The sequence below is a fragment of the Haloferax prahovense DSM 18310 genome (assembly GCF_000336815.1).
Taxonomy (GTDB): domain Archaea; phylum Halobacteriota; class Halobacteria; order Halobacteriales; family Haloferacaceae; genus Haloferax; species Haloferax prahovense.
This window is the reverse complement of sequence record NZ_AOLG01000009.1, coordinates 157,483-180,151: the sequence shown is the minus strand read 5'-3', so window position 1 is coordinate 180,151 and position 22,669 is coordinate 157,483. Positions and strand designations below refer to the sequence as shown.

Sequence of the window (22,669 nt, the reverse complement as noted above, 5' to 3'; positions counted from 1 at the left end):
CCGTGGGCGAAGACGCGTCCCGGAACGGAGCACGTTCCGCGCGAGACGCGTCCGGGGACGAGCGGATACTCCTCGCGCTCCACGGCGCTCGCGACCGCGAGCTACTGGCTGAACTCCTCGACGCGTACGAGGTCATCGTCTGGGAACGCGGCCGCGAAGGCGAAGACAGAGGTGCAGGCGAAGGCGAAGACGGAGACGAAGGTGCAGGCGAGGACCCGCTCCCGGAGTTCGACCTCTGCATCGTCGATATGGAGACCTACTCGACGGTCGCAGACGCGCTCGCCGAGCGCAAAGCCGACGCCGGTGACCGGTTCGTCCCGGTGTTGTTGACGGTCGCGCAGGACCAACAGGTCGTCGCCGCGCGACGACTCGACGACGTTCCCGACGACGTGCTCGCGGTGCCCGCACCGAAGGCGGTCATCCGGTCGCGGGTCGAATCGCTCCTCCAGACCCGACGGCAGTCGCTCCAACTCGCGTTGTACCGCCGCGCGATGGACAGCGCGACCGTCGGCATCACCATCACCGAGGCCGACGACGACCAGCCGCTCACGTACATCAACGACGCTTTCGAAGAGATGACCGGCTACGACCGCTCGGAGGTACTCGGTCGGAACTGTCGGTTTCTGCAGGGCGAAGAGACCGACTCCGAGCCGGTCGAGAAACTCCACGAGGCAATCGAAGCCGGCGAGAGCGTCGCCGTCAGTCTCACGAACTACCGGAAGGACGGGACGCCCTTCTGGAACGAACTGAAGATATCGCCGGTGTACGAGGACGGCGAGCTCACCCACTTCGTCGGGTTCCAGACCGACGCGACCGTCCGCCACGCGCTCAAGAACCAACTCGTCCACGAGACCCAAACGCTCAAACAGCTCTTCGAGACGAGTCCGGTCGGCATCGCGGTCCTCAACGACGACGGGATTATCGTGCGCGCCAACGAGGCGGCCCAGGCGGTCCTCGGTCTGCGGCGGTCGGTCGTGCTCGGACAGTCGTACGACGCCCCCGAGTGGGACCTCGTCGACGCACGCGGGGAGCCGCTCGACCACGAGGACCTCCCCTTCGACCGGGTGAGAGACACCGGCGAGACGGTCACGAACTTCGAACACGGTATCGGCGTCGACGGCGAGCGGCGGTGGCTCGTCGTCCACGCCGCTCCGCTGACCCGAAGCGACGGGGAACACGTCGGCGTGATTGCCGCCATCGAGGACGTGACAGCACAGAAGCGACAGGAGCGCGAGCGCGAACGATTACTCGACCTGTTCGACCAGAGCCAGAAGATCGCCTCGGTCGGCGCGTGGGAGGTCAACGCGGAGAGCGGAGCGGTTCTGTTCACGAGCGGGCTCGCGGAGCTCCTCGGCGTCGACCCGGGAACGGTGTTCGACCTCTCGGAGGCGTTTTCGTTCTACCACCCCGAAGACGAACCCCTGGTCCGAGCGGCGTTCGAACGGCTCGTCGAAACCGGCGAAGAACAGTCAGTCGAATGTCGCCTCGAGATGGCTGGCGGCGAGATGCGCTGGGTGAACGTCCGCGGCGTCGCGACGCGGGAGACCGACGCCCCCGTCTTCCGCGGAACCGTCCAAGACATCACCGAGCGAAAGGCCCGGTCGGGAGAGTTAGAGCGCTACGAGCGCATCGTCGAGACGACCGCGGACCCGATTTACACGCTGGACGACAATCTCCGGTTCGTCCTCGCGAACAGCGCGACCGCCGACCTGCTGGGTCGCGACCCCGACGACCTCGTCGGCGAACACGTCTCGACGGTGTTCGGCGAGCACCACTCGCAAGCGCTGTTAGAGTCCATCGCGTCGCTCCTCGCGGGCGACAGCGACAAAGAGACCATGGAGACGGTCGTCGTCGACCGAGACGGTGCCGAGCGACAGTTTCAGACGACCATCGCGGCGAAGTCTTCGGAGGACGAGTTCGAGGGCATCGTCTGTGTCGGCCGCGACGTGACCGAGCTCCAAGAGCGCGAACGGCGGCTGTCCGTCCTCGACCGCGTCATCAGACACAACCTCCGGAACAAGATGAACATCGCGCAGGCGCACGCGGCGATGCTGCTCGAACACACCGACGACGACGTGCTCGAGTCGGCGGCGGCCATCGAGCGAGCGACCAGCGAACTCCTCTCGCTCGCCGAGACGGCCCGGAAGTTCAGCTCCGCGCTCGACCCCAACGTGGCGGAGCGAGTGCAACCACAGAACGTCGCCGACTGCGTTCGCAACGTGGTCGAGGGCGCGCAGCTCAGCTACCCCGACGCGACCATCACCGTCGACGCGCCGGACGTCGCGAACGCGCGAGCCCACACGACGTTCGAACTCGCGGTGAACGAACTCATCGACAACGCCGTCGTTTACGGCGGTGACGAGGTCGAAATCCATCTCTCGGTCACCGACGACGACGGCCCGGAGCAGGTTGTCATCCGCGTCGCCGACAACGGACCGGGAATCCCACCACTCGAACGCGAATCGCTCAACTCCGGACGAGAGTCACCGCTCCAACACACGAACGGGCTCGGTCTCTGGTTCGTCCGCTGGGCGGTGACGAACAGCAACGGCTCGATGGAAATCACGGACAACCAACCGAACGGGACGGTCATCGAACTCCGACTGCCGAGAGCCTAACGCCGAGGCGTCGCTCGGCGGACTTAGGCGACGGCAGAGACGGCCGTACCGACCGTCGTCGCCCCGAGCATCACGCCGAGTCCGAACCCGAGAATCCGGGCCATCGCCCGCCGAGCGTCCGCTTCCGTCCACCCCGTGCCGGTGTCGAGGTGGGTCTGCATCGACTCGATACCGCGGCCGAGCGCGACCGCCCCGGACCAGCCGAGGAGGCCGAACCCGAACGCGAGCGAGCCGAGCGCGAACGTCGTCTCGACGCTCCCTGCGAAATCACCGACGACCAGCGTGGCGACCAGCCAGACGGCGGCGATGAGTGCGCCCGCGAGGGCCGCGGTGCCGACGAGACGGAGCCGAACCGCCGCCCGTTCGAGGGCTGGGGGCGCGTCCGCGTCCGCCGGCTCCGGTGGCGCTGACACGGTCGGTCAGTCGACCGCTTCGCGCATCCGCGGGTCGAGCGCGTCGCGCATGCCGTCGCCGAGGAGATTGAACCCCAGCACGGTGAGCGCGAGGAAGAACCCGGGGAAGAACGACCACCACCAGACGCCCGTGAGCAGGCCCTGACTCACGCCGTTCGAGAGCATGAGCCCCCACGAGGGCGTGCCGGCCTCGGCACCGAAGCCGAGGAACGACAGCGCCGCGAGGTCGATGATGGCCAGCCCGAAGTTGAGCGTGCTCTGGACCGTGATGGGCGCGAGGCAGTTCGGCAGGACGTGCCGAATCAGCACCCGCGGGTCGGCCGCGCCGAGCGCGACCGTCGCGTCGATGTACTCGTTTTCGAGCACGGTCAACGCGGCCCCGCGGACGACCCGGGCGAACCGCGGCGTGTAGACGAGCGTCAAGGCGGCGACCGCCCGCCACAGCCCGAGTTCGTCGGGGAAGATGGCGACGAGCGCCAGCGCCAACAGCAGCGACGGGAACGCGAGCAGCACGTCCATCGTCCGCATGATGACGTTGTCGGTCACGTCGCTGTAGTAGGCCGCGACGATGCCGAGGCCGACGCCGAGGACGGTCGAGGCGGCGACCGTGACGGTGCCGAACAGCATCGCGTACCACGCGCCGTAGGCAACCCGCGGCAGGAGACTACGGGCCTGTCCGTCGGTGCCGAACGGGAAGTCGAGACTCGGCGCGGCGCGGTTCGGGTTCGTCCCGAGCTGCGACTGCGTGATGACCTCGAGGTCCAAGAACAACCGCGCGTACAGCGCGGCGACCACCATCGCGACGATGATGGCGATGCCGGCGAGCGCGAGGCGGTTCGACAGCAGTCGGGAGACGAACGGCGACGCAGTCAAGCGGTCGATGAGCCCGCGCTGGTTGACGTCCGCCGCCGTCTCGTTCGTGGTCGTGGTTTCCGTGCTCATTGTTCGATCCTCGGGTCAAGGACGGAGTAGGTGATGTCGACGCCGAGGTTGACCAGCGTGAACAGGAACGCGAAGGTCAGGACCGTCCCCTGAACGATGGGGTAGTCGCCGACCTTGATGGCCTCGACCAGAAGCGTCCCGATGCCGCCGATGGCGAACACCGTCTCCGTGAGTACTGCGCCGCCGAGCAGGCCACCGAACTGGATGCCGATGACCGTGATGACGGGAATCATCGCGTTGCGGAAGCCGTGTTTCAGGACCGTTATCTTCGCGCCTTGGCCCTTCGCGCGGGCGGTCCGCATGTAGTCCTGCCGGATGACCTCCAGCATCGACGAACGCATCATCCGGGAGATGAGCGCCATCGAGTAAACCCCGATGACCGACGCCGGGAGAATCATGTGGCGGACCGCGGAGACGAACATCTCCCAGTTGCCCGCGATGAGGGTGTCGACCGTGACGAGCCCCGTCACCCGGATGGCCTCGACGTTGTAGAGGACCGAGATGCGGCCGCTCGTCGGGAGCCACCCGAGCACCTGCGCGAACAGCAAGATGAGAAGCGGGCCGCTCCAAAAGATGGGCACGCTGATGCCGGCGAGCGCGCCGATGCGGGTCAGGTGGTCCGTGATGCTGTCCTGCTTGACGGCGCTCAGGATGCCCAGCGGGATGCCCAGCGAGATACCGATGAGCTGGCCGTAGATGGCGAGTTCGAGCGTGACCGGCAGCTTGTTGGCGAGCACCTCGCGGACCGCGGTGTTCCGCTGGATGATGAACGACTCGCCGAACTGGAACTGCGCGGCATCGACGAGGAACCGCCCGTACTGCACCCAGATGGGGTCGTTCAGGCCGAGGCTCTCTTCGATCTGCCGGACGAACTCCTCGCTGGCGCGCTCGCCCGCGATGGTGAGCGCCGGGTCACCCGGCGAGAGGTGCAGAATGGAAAAGACGAGCGACGCCACTCCCACCAGCACGGGGACGAGCAACAGCAGCCGCTTGAGTACGAATCGTGTGGAAATCATGAAAGTCGAAGGCGCGGTCAGTGCCTCAGTTCAGGCTGACCAGGTTGAGGTACGGACCGCTGATGGCGGCGATCTGGAACCCGCTGACGCGGTTGGAGACGCCGCGAAGCTCGTCGGCGTAGTCGAGGTAGACCCACGGGGCTTCGTCGTGTGCGATCTGGTTCGCCTCGTTGTACAGCGACTCGCGCTCGGCCTCGTCGTAGGTGCTCTGGCCCTGTTCGACGAGGTCCATGTAGTCGCGGTTCGCCCACGCCGAGCGGTTACTGGTGTTGTAGCCTTCGGCGTCGAAGCTGACCCAGTCCTGTCCCTCCGTGAGTTCGCCTTCCTCTACCTGCGGGTGCAGGAGGACGTACATGAAGTTGTCCGGGTCGGCGTTGTCGGTGTACCAGCCGAGGAAACACGCGTCGTGGCGGCCCTGGGCGGTGTATTCGAGGAACGGCCCGAACGACTGCTGGTTGATGTCGACCTCGATGCCGATTTCGCCGAGGTTGGACGCGACGGTCTCGGCGGTCTGAATCGGCGACGGGTTGTAGCCGCGGGGGTTCTGGAACGTCGCCAGTTCGAACGAGAAGCCGTCACCGTAGCCGGCCTCTTCGAGGAGGCGCTGGGCCTCCTCGGGGTCGTACGGGTACGGGTCGATGTCGTCGTTGTGACCGAGGACGTTCGGCGGGAGCGGCTGGCTCGCCTGCGTCGCGAAGCCCGAGTAAATCTCGTTGACGATGGCCTCGGTGTTGATGGCGTGGCTGACGGCCTGCCGGACGCGGCGGTCGCGGAACTCCTCGCGGCTCGCCATGTTGAACGCCATGTAGCCGATGTTGATACCCTCGGTGCGGACGAGGTTCGCGTTGCTGGCGTTTTCGACCTGGACGGACGACTGCGCGCCGAGTCCGTCGATGATGTCGAGTTCGCCCGACGCGAGCGACTGGGCGCGCGTCGAGTTCTGTCCGATGGTGACGAAGACGACCTCGTCCACGTTCGGCCCCTCGCCCCAGTACTCGGAGTTAGCTTCGAGGCGGATGCGCTCGTTCGCGTCGTCAAGGTTGCTCAGCTGGAACGGGCCCGTGCCGACGGGGTTCGAACTGAGGTCCGTGCCGTACTCCTCGATTGCGGCGAGAGAGTGCACCGACGCCGCGAACATCGCCAGGTTACGCAGGAACGGCGCGTACGACTGGGTCAGCTGAATCGTCATCGAGTAGTCGCCGTCGACCTGAATCTCGTCGATCCACGAACCGAGGGTGAACGGCCCGTACGCCGAGACGTAGTCGTCGCCGGCGTAGTACTCGTAGTCGCTGTCGACGAAGCGGCGATACGTCGCCACGAAGTCCTCCGCCGTGAACTCCTCGCCGTTGTGGAACATCACGCCCTCGCGGAGCGTGATGGAGGCCGACTGGCCCTCCAGGGAGTACTCGGTGGCGAGCCCCTGCGTCAGCGTCGACTGGCCCGGCTCGAAGTTGATGAGCGTGTCGTAGAGCTGTTCGGTCACCTTCGCGACCTCGCCGCTCGTGCTGTTCTGGAAGTCGAGCGTCGGCGAGTGGCTGCCGCGACCGTAGCGGAGGACCGACGTCGACCCGCCGTCTTCGGTCTCCGTCTCGGTCTGGTCCGTCTCGCCCTCACCGGTCGTCTCACCGGATTCGGTGGTGGTGTCCTCACCGCCGCCGCCGGAACAGCCCGCGAGTCCGGCCGTCGCTGCAGCAGCTCCTGCGGCCGTCAGGAACCGACGCCGCGAAACATCATTGCCATCTTGTGACATACGTGTACCTATCAATGACTCCCTATAAAAATAACGAAGCGCTGAAGGAAGGAACGAGAGACACCGCCGACCTGTTCCGGTAAAAATACGAGACAATCAAAAAACGTCGAATACGTGACGAGAGGCCGCATAGGCCCCGATGCGCGGTCTATTCGTCTACGAGGTGACACGCCGCGGGGTGGGTCTGTTCGCCCAGTTCGGGCGCGTCGCGCTCGCAGACGCTCTCGAATCGGTCGCGCAGAATCTCGCTCGCCTCGTCCCAGTCGTCGGCGACGACGCGTTCGAGCGCGCGGTCGACGACGCCCCGGAGTTCGGGCGACAGCGTGTGTGACAGGTGCGACTCGCGGAGTTTGTCCACGACGGCGTCGGCGTCGGCGGTGCCGCCGTCGGCGCTCACCGTCGCTTCGGCGCTCGGGTCGCCCGCATCGAGTGCCGCGTCGCGAGCGGTCTCCACGTCCAGCGACTCGCGCTCGACGCGCTGGCGGAGGTCCATCACCTCGCGGTAGGCCGCCTGCTCGATGTCGAGGTCCGCGGGCGGGATGACCTGCGGACACCGCGTCCGGAAGTGACAGCCCGACGGCGGGTTGATAGGGCTCGGCACGTCGCCTTCGAGGATGATGCGGTCGTCGGTCTCGGCGGCCGGGTCGGGCTCCGGAATCGCCGACAGCAACGCCTGCGTGTAGGGGTGCCGCGGGTCGTCGAACAGCTCGTCGGTCGCCGCGACCTCCACGATTTCGCCGAGGTACATCACGGCCACGCGGTCGGAGATGTGGCGAACCACAGAGAGGTCGTGGGCGATAAAGAGGTACGTCAGCCCGAAGCGCTCTTGGAGGTCTTCGAGGAGGTTGAGAATCTGCGCCTGCACGGACACGTCGAGCGCCGACACCGGCTCGTCGGCGACGATGAAATCGGGGTCGACCGCGAGCGCCCGGGCGATGCCGACGCGCTGGCGCTGGCCGCCGGAGAGTTCGTGCGGGTAACGGTCGTACTGGCCGACTTCGAGGCCGACCGCGTCGAGCAGTTGGTGGACCCGGCGACGTCGACGCTCGCTGGTCGAGTCGCCCGGCGTGACGCGGACGGTGACGCCCGAGACGACGTCACCTTCGCGCTCGACTTCGACCTCGGCGCGGAGGCGCTCTTCGACGGCCACGTCGACCTCGCCGTCGGCGACCGTGACGGTCACGGTGGCGGTGGCGACGCCGTTCGAGGAGCCGACGATGGCGTCGATCTCGTCGCTCGCGGTGACCGAGACGCGCTCGGCATCGATGCCGGTCACGGTGACGTCGGCCTCGCCGCGCACGTCCGGGTCGGACACGGGGAGGTCGTGGACGTCGAGGGGCTCGCGGATGGTCTGTCCGACGGTCATCCGCGGGTCCAGCGACGACAGCGGGTCCTGGAAGATCATCTGCATGTCGCGGCGCATCGCGCGGAGTTCGTCGCTGTCGAGCCCGGAGAGGTCGGTCCCCGAGAAGACGACGCGCCCGCCGGTCGGCGGCGTCAGGTGCAGGAGGCTCCGCCCGGCGGTGGACTTCCCACAACCCGACTCGCCGACTAAGCCGAGCGTCTCGCCCTCGTAGACGGTGAAGTCGATGCCGTCGACCGCCTTCACGCTCCGGTCGTCCGCCCCGAGGAAGCGGTCGAGGAGGCCGTCGGCCTGCTCGTAGTACTTCTGCATGCCGTCGACTTCGAGCAGCGGCGTGTCGGAGGGCTCGGTACCCGTCGACGATTCGATGGCGTCGCCGCCGTACTCGTCGGTGTCGAAGTCGTCGAGGATGCACTTCGAGCGGTGGTCCACGGCGTCGTCGCCGTGTTGCTTGTACGGTATCTCACCCGAGGTACACTCCGGCTGGGCCCACGGACACCGGGGGGCGAAGTGGCACCCTTCGGGCATGTCGATGAGGTCCGGCACGTTGCCCTCGATGGGCGTCAGGCGCTCTTTTTCCTCGCTCGGGAGCGATTCGAGGAGCGTGTACGTGTAGGGGTGCGAGGGGTTGTGGAAGATTTCCTCGACCGGTCCTTCCTCGACGATTTCGCCGGCGTACATGACCGCCACCCGGTCGCACGTCTCGGCGACGACGCCGAGGTCGTGGGTGATCATGAGCACGGACATGCCGAGGTCCTCCTGGAGGTCGTCGATGAGGTCGAGAATCTGCGCCTGAATGGTCACGTCGAGCGCGGTCGTCGGCTCGTCGGCGACGAGCACGCGCGGCTGGCAGGCGAGCGCGATGGCGATGAGAACGCGCTGGCGCATCCCCCCGGAGAACTCGTGGGGGTACTCGTCGACCCGCGCGCCGGGTTCGGGGATGCCGACCGACTCGAGCACGTCGATGGTCCGCTCGACGACTTCGTCGTCGATGTCGCGGCTGATGCGGGGGAGCAGTTCGCGGACCGCGTTGAACCACGAGTCCTTGCGTCGGCCGCCGTACTGGTGGAGTCGCAGGCTCTCTGCGACCTGCTCGCCGACCGTCAGCGAGGGGTTCAGCGAGGTCATCGGGTCCTGGAAGATCATCCCGAGTTCGCGCCCGCGGACGGCCCGCAGCGCCTCCTCGGGGGCGTCGACGAGGTTGACCACGTCGCCGTCGACGAAGCCGGGGTTGTTGTACTCCTCGCGGAACTCCTCGGCGAGTCGGGCGCTCTCGAGTTCGACCGACCCGGAGACGATTTCGCCGGGGTCGTCGACGAGTCCCATCGCCGACAACGCCGTCACACTCTTTCCGGACCCGGATTCGCCGACCAGTCCGACCGTCTCGCCCTCGCCGACCGTGAGGTCGAGGCCGTCGACGGCCTTGACCCGACCCCGGCCGGTCGAGAACTGGGTTCGAAGGTCCGAAAGAGAGAGTAGATTCCTCATTGAATGGGAATGACCTGCATGGCGTGAAATACCTTTTCAATTTTTGCCAATTGATACGTGGGAAACATAATGCTGAATCGCCTGCGGTCGCCCGCGTGACGCGCGAAAGCGCGCGACTGCGGCGGGAGAAGCCAAAGTTTAGGTAGCGGACTCCGACACCATGCCGCATGGAAGAACATCCGCTCTCGGACGAGTCGGGCACGTGGGAGACCGTGGTCGAAGAGTGCGAGGCGCTCGCCGACGACTATCGGGAGCGAGACTGGACGGTCGTCGTCGCCCTGCCGGGGGACGTGGTCCCGGTTCCCGGAACGGGCGACGAAGTCGTCGACCACGTCGGCCTCGACGTGGTCGTTGGCGACGACGTGTACCCCGACCTCGAAGCCGCCGTCACGGGCGCGACGTTCGACGAGTACGAGGCGTTCCGCGCGGTCACCGGCGGCCTCGTCTACCTCGCGCTCGTCGTCCGCGCCACCGACGACGAAGTCGCCGTCTGCCTCCCGCTGTACTACCGCCTCGCGGAGTCCGAACGCATGTTCTCGCTCCTCGACGCCGGCGAGACGATGCGGACGAAGGTCCACCCGCTGGACCCCGACAAGGGCGTCGAGTTCGTCCACGAGGACCCCGACCCGCTGCTCCCGCCGGACTGGGACGCCGACCTCTCTGACGAGTTCGCGTAGTCGTCGCGTCGCCGACGGTCGAAGACGCGTTTTGGCGCTGCTGGAATTCGGCGCTGTCAGGCCCGCGGCGCGATATTCTGATTCACACGGAACCGGTTCTCCGGGTCGTACCGGCGTTTCAGTTCGACCAGTCGGCCGTAATTGTCTCCGAAGGCGGCGCGAACGCGCTTGTTCCCCTCGCGACTGAGGAAGTTCACGTAGGCGCCGTCGGAGAGGTCGGATTCCTCCCACGGCTAAAGCCGTGGGCTTCCTCCTCGAATCTGTGTGAGTTCAGCAAGCAAGATTGATTTGGTTGAGTGGGCATTTAGACAAATTCGGGGAAATTACTTGTACTTACCCACACAATATGAGCGTATGTCCGAAGCAACGCTGGACGGTCGTGGACGCCTGACGCTCCCGAAAGAGATTCGAGAGCGGTATGGCGAACACTACCACATCGTCCAGCTTCACGACGGTATCAAGTTGATTCCAATCGAGGATGACCCGCTCGATGCCCTCCGCGCTGAGTTCGCAGACGTCGAGAAGACGGCGGAAGAACTCCGGCAGGAAGCACGTAACGCAGCACGAGACGAGGCTGGACGCTGAATGTACGCGGAGACAGACTTCCTTCTGGCACTCATCAAGGACGAAGACTGGCTTGGTGACGCCGCAACGGAAGTATACCGCGACCACCGGGATGAACTATGGACATCTCAGTTCACACTCATCGAACTCCTCATGGTTGCATATCGTGAACAACGAGATACAGAGCGAGTCGTCACAAATGCCGCTGCTCTGTTGGAAGTACGTGGTGATGTGGACACCGTTGTCACAGCTGCGACCTACGTCGAAGACCACGGGTTCACACCGTTCGACGCGCTTCACCTCGTTGAATCAGATGGTGATACCATCGTTTCGAGCGATGAGACGTACGAATCGTTTGCTCCACGGCTCGACCTGAAGACAGTCCAAGACGAGTGAGACTAGTCCTCGTGCTCGTCGTCCTGTTCCTCACTAACCGAAATCTCCGTCTCGCGTTCCCGCTCGGCCCCTCGCCGTAACTCCTCGGCTCGGAGTTCGGCGCGGGTGTAGGCGTCGTACACCGAGTAGAGCCACACGGCAGGCGCGAGGAGGAAACCGATGAAGACCATCACCGAGACGGAGGCGACGATGAAGCCGACCGCGAAGACGAGGCCGCGTTCGAGTTCGCGGTTGTACAGCTGTCCGAGGCCGGGGAAAATCGCCGACAGCACCGCCGCGACGAAGGGGTTGCCGCCTTCGAGGAGGTCGTCGAGCGCCGAGTCGACCGACGACTTCGGCGGGTCGCGCTGACGGACCCCACATTCGGGACAGATTTCGGCGCGCGCGTCGATGACCGCGCCGCAGTCGCGGCAGAACACCTCGTCCGGGCCGCGTTCGCGAGTCGAGTCGTCCGCGGAGGGCGATGACATACCGGTTATCTGTCGGCGGGGGACGTTAGTCCTGCGGCGGTCGGACTGGAGGAATTCGCGGTCACGGCCGATGAGACCGACCACGCAGACGCCCCGCTCACAGACAGAACAGAAACGGCTTCATCAGCGCGACGCGGTCGCCGTCTTCGAGCCGCGTGTCGAAGCCGTCGAGGATCTCGTTGAACACGCCGTTGACGAGGACGCGAGCGTAGGGGCGCGTCTGCTCTCCTTCGGGGTTCTTTCGCCACGTGCCCGGGGGTCGCTCCACTCGCGCCCACCCCCGCGTCGTCGCGTCCGCCTCGCGCTCCGCGATGACGAGGTCGCGCACGTCGTACGCCGCGAAGAACGCGTCGAGGAACGCCCGGAGCGTCTCGCCCTCGAAGGTGAACTCGACCTGATGCGTGCCCGCGGCCGACCTGACGTGTCCGGTCAGTTTGACCTCGACCGTCGTCGTCACCGTCTCGGCCGTCTCCGACGCCGCATCTGTCGCTCCCGTCTCTCTCCGTTCCGCCCGCTCGGCAGTCCGTGTCTCCATGCGTCTCGATACGCACCGAATCCGGATGAGCGAGGCCCCGAACACGTTCGGACGCGCCGCAGACTAGGCCAGATCAGACCAGACTAGACTACTGCGCCGAACTGTTGTCTGGCTCACAACTAATCCGCTCGCGCCACGACACGAAGGCGCAATGCGAATCGTCCCCCCCCGCCTGTACAGTGCAGTCGTCCATAGCTCAGTATTCCTCGGCGCGTCGACCATCGCCGAGGTGTTCGTCGCGTCCGCACTCGCCGGAATCGCGCCGAACGCCGCCCTCGTCGTCGGCTTTCTCATCACCGTCGGCGTGTACAACTTCGACAAACTCGCCGACCTCGACGCCGACGCCGAGAACTACGCGGAGCGGACCGCCTTCGTGGCGTCCCACCCGCAGGTGTACGCCGCGTGCTCGGTGGTCGCCGTCGCCGTCGCGATCTGGCTCGCCGTCCGGCACGGCGGCGTCTACGCCCTCGGGCTGACGCTGTTTCCGGGCGTCGTCGCGGCGTTCTACAGCGTCCCGCTCGTCCCGCTGTCGTCTGTCGACCGACTCAAGGACGTCTTTCTCGTCAACACCGCGACGGTGTCGCTCGCGTGGGCGGTCCCCGTCGCGTTCATCCCGCTCGCGGTCGCCGCGACGGCACCCGAGTACGCCGCCGGCGCGGCCGGCGCGGCCGTCGCGGCGCTGTGGTTCTTCTTCCGCTCGGCCATCTCGGTCGAAGTCCACAACGTCCGTGACGTGACGGGCGACGCCCGGAACGGCATCGAGACCCTGCCGACGGTCGTCGGTGTCCGCCGCACGCAACTGGGCCTCTACGGACTGGAACTCGTCTCGCTCGGACTCGTCTGGGCGGCGTCGTGGGTCGGCGTCGTCCCCGCGTGGGCTCCGGTCGCGCTCCTTCCGTCGGTCGCCTATTCGACGTGGATTACCCACGCGCTCACCGGGTCGGACCGGTCGGTCGAACGACTCTGTACGCTCCGTGACGGCGAGGGCGTACTGATGGCCGTCGGCGTCGCGGTCGTCGCTTCGGTTGCCGGTCCCGCCGGTGCGTTCGTGTGACGCACACCGGACCGAGCGCCCGTGCGGAGTGACGCCGGCGTAGCTGTCGACCCGAGGCGGCCACCCCGAATTCTCGAATACCCTTTTGTCACTCGATGAATAACTATCTGGATAGTGATTCCGAACATCGGGTGGGCCACGTTCGAGCAGTTGGTGTTCGGGGGAACCGCCGGTGCGAATTTCCTCACGCAACCGGTGCCGCTCGTCGTCGTCATCGTGGGGCTGATGATACTCACCGCAGTGATAAGTGGCTACGTCGTCCTGTTCGCGTGGCGGCGACGGCCGACGCCCGGTTCGACCGGGCTGGTCGCGTTCGGCCTCGCCAGCGGGTGGTGGTCGGCAGGCTACCTCTTGGAACTCCTCGTCGAGGACCTGACGCTCAAGCTCGCGCTCGCGAACCTCCAGTGGATCGGCGTCCTCGCGGCCCCGCTCGCGTGGTTTCTGTTTTCGTTTTCCTACGCCGGGCGAGACCGCTACACCGCACCGGCGTCGCTCCTCGCGCTCTCTGTGCTCCCGCTAGCCAGCCTCGTCGCCGTGTGGACCAATCCCCTGCATCACCTGATGTGGGGCAGCGTGACGGTCGTCCCCGCCGTCGGCCGGACGATTACCGTCCTCCAGACCGAGTGGGGGCCGCTGTACTGGGTCGTGTTGGGGTACAGCTACTTGCTGTGGCTCGCCGGCTCGGCCGCCATCTTGCGGACGGCGCTCGACATGCCGACGATTTACCGACTGCAGGCGGCGACCCTCATCGTCGGGGCGCTGATGCCCGTCCTCGGAAACGCCGCCACGACGCTCCTCGAACTCTACGGCCCGGCCATCGACATGACTCCCGCGGCGTTCGCGTTCGCGGGACTCGCCTGTACCGTCGCCATCAGCCGCTACGAACTCCTCGAAGCCCGACCGGTCCCTCGGTGGGTCGCCCGCGAACGCGTGGTCGAGACGATGGCCGACGCGGTGCTCATCACCGACACGAAGTGGCGCGTCACCGACGTGAACCAGTCGGCCGCGCGGATTCTCGGCGACGACAACGCCGAACTCAAGGGCCGGCCCATCGGCGACGTCATCGAGGAATTCTCGCCCGACCAGCGGGACACAGACCAGATTACGGTCAGACTCGGGTCGGGCCAGCGGTACTTCGAACTTCGGACGAGCGCCTTCACCGACCACCACGGTCGCGACATCGGCCACGCGCTCGTCTTCCGCGACGTGACCGACCGCCGACTGAACCTCCAGCAACTCGAGGTGATGAACCGCGTCCTCCGGCACAACCTCCGGACTGAGGCGAACCTCCTCGAAGGCTACGCGAACCTCGTCTTGGACGACATCGACGGCGGCGAACTCGACGACGCGCGGGACCACGCCCAAACCCTCCACGACCACGCGTCGACGCTCGTCAACATCAGCCAGAAGGCGCGGAAACTCGGCGTGGCCCGCGATAACGACGGGAGCGGCGACATCCGCCTGCTCCCCGCGGCCGTCCAGATACGGGCCGCCGCCGACGCCGTCCGAGCCGACTCCCCCGGTGCGAACATCCGGCTCTCGTCGCTTCCCGACCCCGAAATCGTCTGCGCGCCCACGCTCGAACCCATCGTTCGCGAACTCGTCGAGAACGGCGTCCAGCACAACCCGTCGTCGACGCCGGTCGTCTCCGTGACGGCGACCGCGGACGAACGCGAACTCGTGATTCGCGTCGAAGACGACGGCCCCGGCATCAACGCGAGCGAACTCGCCGCCATCGACGCCCACGGCGAGACGCAACTCAGACACGCCAGCGGCCTCGGGCTCTGGCTGGTGAAGTGGGGCGTCGACCAACTCGGCGGCACCGTCGCGTTCCACTCCCACGACGTAGGTGGGACGGAAGTGGTGCTTCGGATTCCGGCGTTGCGGGGTGAGTAGTGTGCGTCCGGACAAACCGTGACCGGTCGCGCTCGATTCCAAATTTGATAATTTCTGAGGCCATTATTAGTCAAATTTTCAATTATTAATGAGGCATCTGTAATGCTCGAATCGGCATATCTGCCCGGAGAGTCTCGAATTCGTCGGTTTCTTCGCATCCAACATCGGTGGTCGGACGCAGTAAATTCTTAAATATGAATACTCGGCAAGCCACGGTGTATGCCTACCCAAGGCGATAACAACGGGTCGGAGCGGCCCACTCCGACCCTCGAATTCGGTGCCGCCTCGGCTCCCGCGGCGGCGGGCGCGGTCCCAGCGCCCGTCCCCCCGGACGACCCGAACGCGTGGTACGCGCCGACCGTCCGGTCGCAGTACGAAGTGGCCCCGGACACCGTCGTCACCATCAGCGACGCGGACCACGGCTTCGACTACGCGGTCCGAGAGCCGACGCTCGGCGCGCGTGAAGCCGATGCGTTGGCGACCGTCCGCGACCACTTCTCGACCGTCGTCCGCCGACGGCCGCTCACTCGCGAGGGCGCGGCCGCTCGCGCGGAGACCGGCCTCTCGCCGAAGTACCGCCGCATCTTCGACCGCCTGCTCGACCTGACGCCGAGCGCCCGCAGACGCGTCGAACACCACGCGCTGTCCGAGCTACGGCTCCTCGGCGAAGTCACGCCGCTGGCGCTCGACGAGCGAATCGAGGTCGTCGACGCCGGCCGCGGCGACGGCTCCGAGCGGTTGGTCGTCCACACCGAGGCCTTCGCACCGGCGGCGACCGACTTCGACTCCGACGTGAGGTTCGCGGACCGCATCGCCGCCGAGCGGGTCGCTCACTACACCGTCCCGTTCGCAGGCTACGACGTGGACGTGGTCGTCTACCGGGACCGGCTCCTCGGCGACGACCACTTCGCCACGAAGTACGCCGTCCTCGAACCGGACCTCGTGCCCGGCGACGCCGAACTCATCGAGGAGTGCAAGGAGCGAATCTGGGAGGCGAACGTCGACGACGTGGTCGCAGACCGCATCGACTTCGTCCGCGACCGCGCCCGCGAGTTCCTCTCGCGGCGACTCACCGCTCGCAACACCCGCGCGTGGGTCGACGCGACGCGATTCCGCGTCCGCGCCGCGCTCTCGGAGTACGGCCTCGCGCTCCCGCCGGTCGACCGCCGGTTCGCCGAGGACCGCCTCGACGACCTCGTCTACTACGTCCTCCGCGACTACGTCGGCGAGGGCGTCCTCACCGTTCCCATCCGCGACCCCCACCTCGAAGACGTAGAGGCCAACCGGGTCGGCGAACGGGTCAAAGTCATTCCGCGGGCGGACGTGACTGGCCGCGGCGGCCTGCGGGTGCCGACGAACCTCGTCTTCGAAGACGAGACCGAGTTCACGAACGTCGTCACCCAACTCGCCGCCGCCGACGGCGTGGAGTTGAACGCCTCGAACCCGAGCGCGAAGGTGAACCTCCGACCCGGAGCGGTCGGCGGCGACCCCGCGTCGGCCGACACCGACGAGACGATTCGCTGCGCCGTCGCCCTCCCCGTCATCTCCGAGGGCGGCCCGCACGTCTCGATTCGGAAACAGACTGGCGACGTGCTCACGCCGGTCGACCTCGTCGAAAGCGGTTCGGTCTCGACCGAACTCGTCACCCTGCTGTGGCTCTGTTACGAGCACCATCGTGTCGTCCTCTTTTCGGGCTCGACGGGGGTTGGAAAAACGACGTTGATGAACGCGTGCATGCCGTTCGTGCCCTACGACCACCGGCCCATCAGCATCGACGAGGGTTCTCGCGAGGTGCATCTCCCCCACGAGACGGGCATCTCCCTGACGACCCGCGACCACGAGTCCGAGTTCAAGCGCGTCTCGATGGCCGACCTGATGACCGAGGCGAACTACCTCAACCCCGACGTGGAGGTCATCGCCGAAATCAACACGCCCGAGTCGTTCGCCACGTTCGCCGAGACGCTCAACACCGGCCACGGCGTCATCGGCACGACTCACGCCGCCGACGTCGAGACGCTCGTCAATCGCGTCATCGAGCAGGGCCTCCCGCCGTACCTCCTCCGCGAACTCGACCTCGTCGTCTTCCCGCACAAGGTCGACGGCGAGCGGTACGTCTCCGAGGTGGTCGAACTCGTCCCCGAGTCGGAGTACGACGAGACGTGGGGTCGCCGCGGCGTCGTCGAGAAAGACGGGCGGACGCTCCACTGGAACACGGTCGGCCGGCGAACGCCGGACGGTTCGTTCGACCTCTCGTACGAGCACCCGCAGTTGGGCGACGACCACCGACGCGCCGGCATCCGATTGTTCCACCGCATCGCCGAGGCCACAGACCGCGACGTGGAGGCCGTCGAGCGCGAGTTCCACCGGAAGCACCGCTACGTTGAATACCTCGTCCGCGAGCAGGTGACCGACGTGGACCGGTTGTTCGGCTTCCTCTCGGACCTCCGAACCGACGAAGCCGCAACGGTCGAGCGCGTCCGCCGGCGGATGGCCGAGCGGACCGCTGACGGCAGAGATAGCGCCGACGGTGGAGACAGCGCCGACGACACGCGGGGGGTCGACTCCGACGCTGACGGCGAGGTCGACCCGTGACCGGATTCGACGCCGGACTCGAAGAGCGCCGGGTCGGCCGCGTTCGCTCGCTTTCGGTCCTCGACAGGGCGCTGTACGCGCTGTTCGCCCGCCACGTCGACGCCACCCGACACGACCGAGACCGCCGCCGCTACCGCGGTACCGACATGCGGATGAGCTTCGACCTCTACCTCGCTCGCGCCTACGGCCTCGCGTGGGCGGTCGGACTGTTCGTCGCATTCCCGACGGTGCTCGTCTTCCTCGCGGTACCCGACTCGGCGATAGATGCCGCACTCTCCGTCCTCCGCGCGGCGCTTCCACCTCTCGAATACGTCCCAGTACCCGTCGTTCCCCGACTCCCCGTGGCCGGGCTGTTCGCCCTCGGGGCGGCAGTAGCGACGCGACGCGTCGTTCTCGCCGTCGCCGGGCGGTACCTCGGCTGGCGAGCGACCGCCCGGCGGGAGAACATCGAGCGAACCCTGCCCGGCGCGGTCCGCTACCTGCACGTCCTCTCGTCGGGGAGCGACGGCCCCCGCGAGATGCTCCGGCGCGTCGCCGAGACCGACGCCTACGGCGAGACGGCCGTCGCCTTCCGTGGCGTCCTCAACACCGCCTCGCTGACCGGCAACGTGAACGAGGGCCTGCGGCGCGTCGCCCGCGACACGCCCTCCGAGGGGATGCTCGCGCCCTTCCTCTTGAAGTTCCGCGAGCACGCCGGACAGGGCGACGACGCGCTCCGGAACTACCTGCGGATGGAGAGCCGGATGCTCGGCCACCGGCAGGACCGCGCCCGCGAGCGCGCCGAGGGCTTCCTCGAACTGCTCGCCGAACTGTTCATCGTCCTCCTCGTGCTCCCGTCGCTGCTCGTCATCGTCCTCACGGTGATGAGCGTCATCGCGCCCGGCCTCTCCGCGCCGGTGGTCACGCCGCTCGGACAGACGACCACCCGCGGCATCGTCGTCTACGCGAGCGCCGCGTTCATCCTCGGCGTCGGTCTCGGCGCGAGCGTGCTCGTCGCCGGGCTCCGACCGCCGGACCAATCGGTCGAGTACGACCGGCCGACCGGCGCGTTCCGCGTCCTCGACTCGGCGCTCTGGAACCCGGCCAGCGCGGCCGTCGTCTTCGTCTTTCCGGGGCTCGTCGTGGCCGGCGTCGCGGCCCTCGCCGGCGCTGACGCCGTCGGTGTCGCGCTCGTCGGCTACGTCGCCTACGCGGCCCCGGTCGGACTCGTCGGCGTCCGCCGCGCCCGCCTCGACGACGCGAAGGACCGCGAGTTGAAGGACTTCGTCCACGCCGTCTCGGGACACGTCAGTCTCGGGCGACCCTTCGGTGACGCGGTCGAGCGCGTCGGCCGCGACGTGGACCTCGGCCCGCTCGATTCGGACGTGGCCGACCTCGCGCTCAACCTCCGGTTCACCGCACCGAGTTCCGGGACCGACGTGAACCTCCGAACGGCCGCGTTGGCTCGGTTCGTCGACCGCGTCGGGACGCCCATGGCCGAACAGACCATCGGCCTCGTCGTCGGCGCGCTCGACGGCGGCAGCGACACGGGAACCGTCTTCGACACGCTCCAGACCGAAATCGGCCGCCTCTACCACGAAAAGCGCGCGCTCCGGTCGGGACTGCTCGTCTACGTCGCGGTTGGCTGGACGACCGCGCTCCTCGTCGTCGGCATCACCGTCGCCGTCAACGTCCACGTCTTCGACGGCTTCGCCCAGCTCTCGACGCTTTCGACCGGCGGGTCGTTCGCCATCAACGCCGGCGCGGTGGACCTCGAACGCGACCGCTACCGGATGTACGTCGTCACCCAGGCGACGATGCTCGCGTCGGGGTGGTTCTCCGGGACGGCCAGCCGCGGTCGCTACGAGGCGCTGTTACACTCCGCCGCTCTCGTCGTCGCGTGCTATCTCGTCTACGCCGGGGTGGGACTGATATGACCGCGACCCGCGGGCAGGCGAACATGGTCGGCGTCGCGCTCCTGCTCGGCATCGGCGTGGTCGCCATCGGCCTCTTGACCGCCAGCGTCGGCGGCCTCGTGGATGCCCAAATCGCGACCGCGGACGCCGACGCCGCCGCGGACGGCTTCTCGTCGCTCCGGGACGGCGTCGCCGCCGGCGCGAACGACAGCTACCCGATTCGCGTCACCGACGGCGACCTCTCGCGAGTGAACAGGTCGGTCCGAATCATCCCGGAGGCGGGAACTAACAGGACCTACGACGCCGACGGCTACGTCGCCGACCTCGGCGGTCAGCGCGTGGCGTTCGTCGGCGGCGCGGTCGTCCGCGGAACCGGCGACCGCGCCGTGCTCGTCACGCCCGTCCCGCTGTCGTTCGCCGGCGACGCGGCGTTTCTCACGGTGCCCGTTCTAACCGCCGACGCCACCGACGGCGGCGGCCTCGGCGGCGGTGCAGCGCTTCGAACGCGAACGACGCGAACCGTGACCGACCTCCCGACAGACGGCTACGCCGTCGCCATCGAGACAGCGACCCCGGTCGCGTGGGAACGCGCGTTCGAGGGCCGCGGGTTCGATACGAGCCGAGCCGACTTCGACAGCGACGGCACCGAGAGCGTCGTCGCCGTCGTCTCCGGCGACCGAACGCTCACCGTCGCTCGATACGACCTCGCCGTGGTGGTCGACCGTGGCTGACGCTCCTCGCCGGCCGACCTCGTCACCGACCGAACCTGCCCGCCGCACCGCCGACCGTGCCGTGGTCCCCGTCGTCGGGAAAGCGCTCGAAGCCGCCATCGCCGTGCTGTTCATCGGACTCTTGACCACCGTGCTCCTCGGCGGCGTCGTTCCCGACCACCGCGCCGCGGTCGGCCACGAGCTCGCCGACCGGACGCTCGCAACGGCCACCGACCGGGTCGAAACCACCGCCGTCGTCCCCGAATCGGCGGTCGTCGGGTCCAGGCGAGCCGACGTTGACCTCCCGCGAACGATTCGCGGGAGTTCCTATCGCGTCGTGTACGTCCCGAACGCCACGTTCGGGGGCGGCTCGAACGCGACCGCCCCGGCACTGGTCCTCGACCATCCGAACGACGCGTTCGACCGGCAGGTCCCGGTCACGCTCCCCGAATCGGTGACCGTCTCGGGCGCGTGGGACAGCGGAAACGACTGCGTCGTTCGCGTCGTCGTCGGCGACGACGGCGCGACGCTCGAACTCACGAACGAACCTGTGTCGGGAGGGACTGATGAGTGACCGTAACCGGCCCGCAGCGCGCGCACAGACGACGCTCGCCGGACTCGCGGTGGCGCTCGTGCTCGTGACCGCGGTCACGGTCGGGGGCGTCGTCGCCGCCGACCGGGCCCTCGCGGACGCGGCCGGTGAGTCGCTCGAACAACACCGCGCTGAGCGCACCGCCGACGCGCTAGTCACGGAATCCCCGCTGGTCTCGTCCGACAATGGGAGCGCGGCCGAGGCAATCGACCTGGCGCTCGCGAACGACACGAACGCCACCGAACTCGCCGCCGCCGTTCCGTCTCTCCGCGGCGTCGCGTTCCGCGTCCGGGTCGATGACCGGACGATAGCCGAGCGGGGCGACCTGTCGGGCGGCCACACGGTCAGCCGCGGTGCGCTCGCCGTCAGTCGACGGAGCGTCGGCGGGACCGTCGACCTCTCGGAGGAGACCACCACGACGCTCGACGGGCGGACGAACCGCGTTCGACTCGACGTGAACCCCGGGTCGAACACGACTGTTCAGACGGTTCGAGTCGGCGACAGGGTCGTCCTCCACCGACCGACCGGAATCGAAGGGGTACGCGTCGTCGAGGTATCGTCTCGCGCGAGCCCCGTGATTCGAGTCGAAACCGCCGAGTCCGACCCGTCCGGGAGCGTCGACGCGTCCGCAATCGCGTTCGATTCGACGGTCGTGCGAATCGAGGTGACCGTCGATGTGTGAGCGTCACGGCGAGCGTTCGCGGCGGTTGAGCTGTCGCCGTACGGACGACGCCTCCGCCCGGACGGAAGACCGAGGACAACTCTCGCTGACGGTCGTCGAAGCGGCCGTCGCGACCCTGCTCGTCCTCGCCGTCGCGGCGGGGTTCGCACTCGCGCCGCCCGCGCCGGCTTCCGAGGCGGACTCGCTGGAGCGACAGGCGACAGATGCCGCGTCGCTGGTGGCGGCCGTGCCGGCGGGCGCGACGGGAACGCTTCTCGGCTCGGCCTGCGCTTCGTCGGGCGACTTCGACGCCCGTGCAGCGCGGCTTCACGAGGTCGCTTCGGCGGGGCTCCCGAGCGGGGCGTTCGTCTCGCTCCGAACCGACGTCGGGTCAGTCGGTAGGCCCCCGCCGGAGACCGCACGAGTCGGGAGTGCGACCGCCGCGGTCCCGCGCTGTACCGCGACGGTGAAGGTGTGGTACCCGTGACTCGTGTCGGGAGTTCGGATGACGACGTCACCACATCGAACGACGACCGCGGGCAGTTGGTGCTCGTCTCCGGTGCGGTCGTCGCCGTGGCCCTGCTCGCGCTCCTCGTCGTTCACGCGCAACTCGGCTTCGCCGGCGTGGTCGAAACCACCGAACCACCGCCGCTGGACGACGTCGTTGAGACGACCGATGGCGGGGTCGAAATGGCGGCCGCCGGCGTCGCGGGTCGGTACGATTGGGCGGCGAGAGACGTCGCAGTCGAGGATTTTCGCTCGCGACTCGACCCCGCGCTGGCGAACGTCGAGCGCGCGCACGCCGGCGAGGGCGGCGTCGCGCTGCGGACGAACGACTCCGCGGCCGCCGGCTGGGCGCTCAGGAACTGTCCCGACGGCCCGTACCGGGAGTTCGGTCCCTGCGTCGTCGACGACGGCGTCGTCGTCCAAGAGCGCGCGGGAGAGACGGCCGTCGTCGCCGTTCTCGTCGACGTTCGAATCGCGACGCCGCGCTCGCGGACGGCCCTGACGGTCGCCGTGCGCCCGAACTGAACGCG

21 protein-coding genes are annotated in these 22,669 nt (G+C 67.6%); 13 read left to right on the top strand and 8 right to left on the bottom strand.

The window, feature by feature from the left end:
* The first annotated feature begins 2 nt into the window (after window positions 1-2).
* Window positions 3-2,618 (top strand): PAS domain S-box protein, encoded by a 2,616-nt coding sequence (locus C457_RS03320; RefSeq protein ID WP_008091948.1) that lies wholly within the window; start codon window positions 3-5, stop codon window positions 2,616-2,618.
* Between the two features lie 23 nt (window positions 2,619-2,641).
* Here C457_RS03320 and C457_RS03315 read toward each other — a convergent pair whose 3' ends face one another.
* The 5 genes from C457_RS03315 to C457_RS03295 all read right to left on the bottom strand — a co-directional run bounded on the left by C457_RS03315 (window position 2,642) and on the right by C457_RS03295 (window position 9,590).
* Complete coding sequence (locus tag C457_RS03315) at window positions 2,642-3,031, bottom strand: DUF7268 family protein (RefSeq protein ID WP_008091947.1); 390 nt, start codon at window positions 3,029-3,031, stop codon at window positions 2,642-2,644.
* 6 nt (window positions 3,032-3,037) lie between these two features.
* Window positions 3,038-3,973: an ABC transporter permease gene (locus tag C457_RS03310; RefSeq protein ID WP_008091946.1), complete on the bottom strand. Its 936-nt coding sequence runs from the start codon at window positions 3,971-3,973 to the stop codon at window positions 3,038-3,040.
* Window positions 3,970-4,989: an ABC transporter permease gene (locus tag C457_RS03305; protein ID WP_008091945.1), complete on the bottom strand. Its 1,020-nt coding sequence runs from the start codon at window positions 4,987-4,989 to the stop codon at window positions 3,970-3,972. Before C457_RS03305 ends, C457_RS03310 begins: the two co-directional genes overlap by 4 nt.
* A gap of 25 nt (window positions 4,990-5,014) precedes the next feature.
* Window positions 5,015-6,739, bottom strand: a complete 1,725-nt coding sequence (locus C457_RS03300) for an ABC transporter substrate-binding protein (protein WP_008091944.1) — start codon at window positions 6,737-6,739, stop codon at window positions 5,015-5,017.
* 148 nt (window positions 6,740-6,887) lie between these two features.
* Window positions 6,888-9,590, bottom strand: coding sequence for an ABC transporter ATP-binding protein (locus C457_RS03295; protein WP_008091943.1), 2,703 nt, complete (start codon window positions 9,588-9,590; stop codon window positions 6,888-6,890).
* Window positions 9,591-9,757: 167 nt separating this feature from the next.
* Here C457_RS03295 and C457_RS03290 point away from each other — a divergent pair, with 167 nt between their 5' ends.
* Window positions 9,758-10,267, top strand: coding sequence for a DUF7529 family protein (locus C457_RS03290; protein WP_008091942.1), 510 nt, complete (start codon window positions 9,758-9,760; stop codon window positions 10,265-10,267).
* Between the two features lie 56 nt (window positions 10,268-10,323).
* On the opposite strand, the gene C457_RS03285 is transcribed toward C457_RS03290, so the two are convergent.
* Complete coding sequence (locus C457_RS03285) at window positions 10,324-10,464, bottom strand: BBE domain-containing protein (RefSeq protein WP_008091940.1); 141 nt, start codon at window positions 10,462-10,464, stop codon at window positions 10,324-10,326.
* 157 nt (window positions 10,465-10,621) lie between these two features.
* On the opposite strand from C457_RS03285, the gene C457_RS03280 reads away from it, so the two are divergent.
* Entirely contained in the window at window positions 10,622-10,852 is a 231-nt protein-coding gene (locus C457_RS03280; protein WP_008091937.1) for an AbrB/MazE/SpoVT family DNA-binding domain-containing protein, read from the top strand.
* Window positions 10,853-11,227: a type II toxin-antitoxin system VapC family toxin gene (locus C457_RS03275; protein WP_008091936.1), complete on the top strand. Its 375-nt coding sequence runs from the start codon at window positions 10,853-10,855 to the stop codon at window positions 11,225-11,227.
* A 2-nt stretch (window positions 11,228-11,229) separates the two neighbouring features.
* Here the strand turns inward: C457_RS03275 and C457_RS03270 are convergent, their stop codons facing one another.
* Together C457_RS03270 and C457_RS03265 are read right to left on the bottom strand one after the other, a co-directional pair.
* Complete coding sequence (locus tag C457_RS03270) at window positions 11,230-11,697, bottom strand: zinc ribbon domain-containing protein (RefSeq protein WP_008091934.1); 468 nt, start codon at window positions 11,695-11,697, stop codon at window positions 11,230-11,232.
* Between the two features lie 97 nt (window positions 11,698-11,794).
* Window positions 11,795-12,232, bottom strand: coding sequence for a MoaD/ThiS family protein (locus C457_RS03265; RefSeq protein WP_008091932.1), 438 nt, complete (start codon window positions 12,230-12,232; stop codon window positions 11,795-11,797).
* A 151-nt stretch (window positions 12,233-12,383) separates the two neighbouring features.
* On the opposite strand from C457_RS03265, the gene C457_RS03260 reads away from it, so the two are divergent.
* The 9 genes from C457_RS03260 (at window position 12,384) to C457_RS03220 (ending at window position 22,664) form a co-directional block, all read left to right on the top strand.
* Window positions 12,384-13,286, top strand: a complete 903-nt coding sequence (locus tag C457_RS03260) for a UbiA family prenyltransferase (protein WP_008091931.1) — start codon at window positions 12,384-12,386, stop codon at window positions 13,284-13,286.
* A 114-nt stretch (window positions 13,287-13,400) separates the two neighbouring features.
* On the top strand, window positions 13,401-15,182 hold the full coding sequence (locus tag C457_RS03255) for a histidine kinase N-terminal 7TM domain-containing protein (protein WP_008091928.1): 1,782 nt from the start codon (window positions 13,401-13,403) through the stop codon (window positions 15,180-15,182).
* Between the two features lie 219 nt (window positions 15,183-15,401).
* Window positions 15,402-17,774, top strand: coding sequence for a type II/IV secretion system ATPase subunit (locus tag C457_RS03250; RefSeq protein ID WP_008091926.1), 2,373 nt, complete (start codon window positions 15,402-15,404; stop codon window positions 17,772-17,774).
* Window positions 17,771-19,690 carry a type II secretion system F family protein gene (locus tag C457_RS03245; protein ID WP_008091924.1) on the top strand — a complete coding sequence of 640 codons (1,920 nt, stop codon included), beginning with the start codon at window positions 17,771-17,773 and terminating at the stop codon, window positions 19,688-19,690. The genes C457_RS03250 and C457_RS03245 overlap by 4 nt, the downstream gene beginning before the upstream one ends.
* Window positions 19,687-20,400, top strand: coding sequence for a DUF7289 family protein (locus C457_RS03240; RefSeq protein WP_008091923.1), 714 nt, complete (start codon window positions 19,687-19,689; stop codon window positions 20,398-20,400). The genes C457_RS03245 and C457_RS03240 overlap by 4 nt, the downstream gene beginning before the upstream one ends.
* Window positions 20,393-20,953 carry a DUF7266 family protein gene (locus C457_RS03235; protein WP_049913364.1) on the top strand — a complete coding sequence of 187 codons (561 nt, stop codon included), beginning with the start codon at window positions 20,393-20,395 and terminating at the stop codon, window positions 20,951-20,953. Before C457_RS03240 ends, C457_RS03235 begins: the two co-directional genes overlap by 8 nt.
* Window positions 20,946-21,653 (top strand): DUF7263 family protein, encoded by a 708-nt coding sequence (locus C457_RS03230; protein ID WP_008091921.1) that lies wholly within the window; start codon window positions 20,946-20,948, stop codon window positions 21,651-21,653. Before C457_RS03235 ends, C457_RS03230 begins: the two co-directional genes overlap by 8 nt.
* Window positions 21,646-22,119, top strand: coding sequence for a DUF7262 family protein (locus tag C457_RS03225; protein WP_008091920.1), 474 nt, complete (start codon window positions 21,646-21,648; stop codon window positions 22,117-22,119). Before C457_RS03230 ends, C457_RS03225 begins: the two co-directional genes overlap by 8 nt.
* Window positions 22,116-22,664 carry a DUF7261 family protein gene (locus C457_RS03220; protein ID WP_008091919.1) on the top strand — a complete coding sequence of 183 codons (549 nt, stop codon included), beginning with the start codon at window positions 22,116-22,118 and terminating at the stop codon, window positions 22,662-22,664. Before C457_RS03225 ends, C457_RS03220 begins: the two co-directional genes overlap by 4 nt.
* Window positions 22,665-22,669: the final 5 nt, after the last annotated feature.

What these genes read in the sequence shown, in the direction of transcription:
- C457_RS03310 (WP_008091946.1), bottom strand. Translation starts at nt 3,973, where the DNA reads ATGAGCACGGAAACCACGACCACGAACGAGACGGCGGCGGACGTCAAC.
- C457_RS03305 (WP_008091945.1), bottom strand. Translation starts at nt 4,989, where the DNA reads ATGATTTCCACACGATTCGTACTCAAGCGGCTGCTGTTGCTCGTCCCC.
- C457_RS03300 (WP_008091944.1), bottom strand. Translation starts at nt 6,739, where the DNA reads ATGTCACAAGATGGCAATGATGTTTCGCGGCGTCGGTTCCTGACGGCC.
- C457_RS03295 (WP_008091943.1), bottom strand. Translation starts at nt 9,590, where the DNA reads ATGAGGAATCTACTCTCTCTTTCGGACCTTCGAACCCAGTTCTCGACC.
- C457_RS03290 (WP_008091942.1), top strand. Translation starts at nt 9,758, where the DNA reads ATGGAAGAACATCCGCTCTCGGACGAGTCGGGCACGTGGGAGACCGTG.
- C457_RS03280 (WP_008091937.1), top strand. Translation starts at nt 10,622, where the DNA reads ATGTCCGAAGCAACGCTGGACGGTCGTGGACGCCTGACGCTCCCGAAA.
- C457_RS03275 (WP_008091936.1), top strand. Translation starts at nt 10,853, where the DNA reads ATGTACGCGGAGACAGACTTCCTTCTGGCACTCATCAAGGACGAAGAC.
- C457_RS03270 (WP_008091934.1), bottom strand. Translation starts at nt 11,697, where the DNA reads ATGTCATCGCCCTCCGCGGACGACTCGACTCGCGAACGCGGCCCGGAC.
- C457_RS03265 (WP_008091932.1), bottom strand. Translation starts at nt 12,232, where the DNA reads ATGGAGACACGGACTGCCGAGCGGGCGGAACGGAGAGAGACGGGAGCG.
- C457_RS03260 (WP_008091931.1), top strand. Translation starts at nt 12,384, where the DNA reads ATGCGAATCGTCCCCCCCCGCCTGTACAGTGCAGTCGTCCATAGCTCA.
- C457_RS03250 (WP_008091926.1), top strand. Translation starts at nt 15,402, where the DNA reads ATGCCTACCCAAGGCGATAACAACGGGTCGGAGCGGCCCACTCCGACC.
- C457_RS03240 (WP_008091923.1), top strand. Translation starts at nt 19,687, where the DNA reads ATGACCGCGACCCGCGGGCAGGCGAACATGGTCGGCGTCGCGCTCCTG.
- C457_RS03230 (WP_008091921.1), top strand. Translation starts at nt 20,946, where the DNA reads ATGAGTGACCGTAACCGGCCCGCAGCGCGCGCACAGACGACGCTCGCC.
- C457_RS03225 (WP_008091920.1), top strand. Translation starts at nt 21,646, where the DNA reads ATGTGTGAGCGTCACGGCGAGCGTTCGCGGCGGTTGAGCTGTCGCCGT.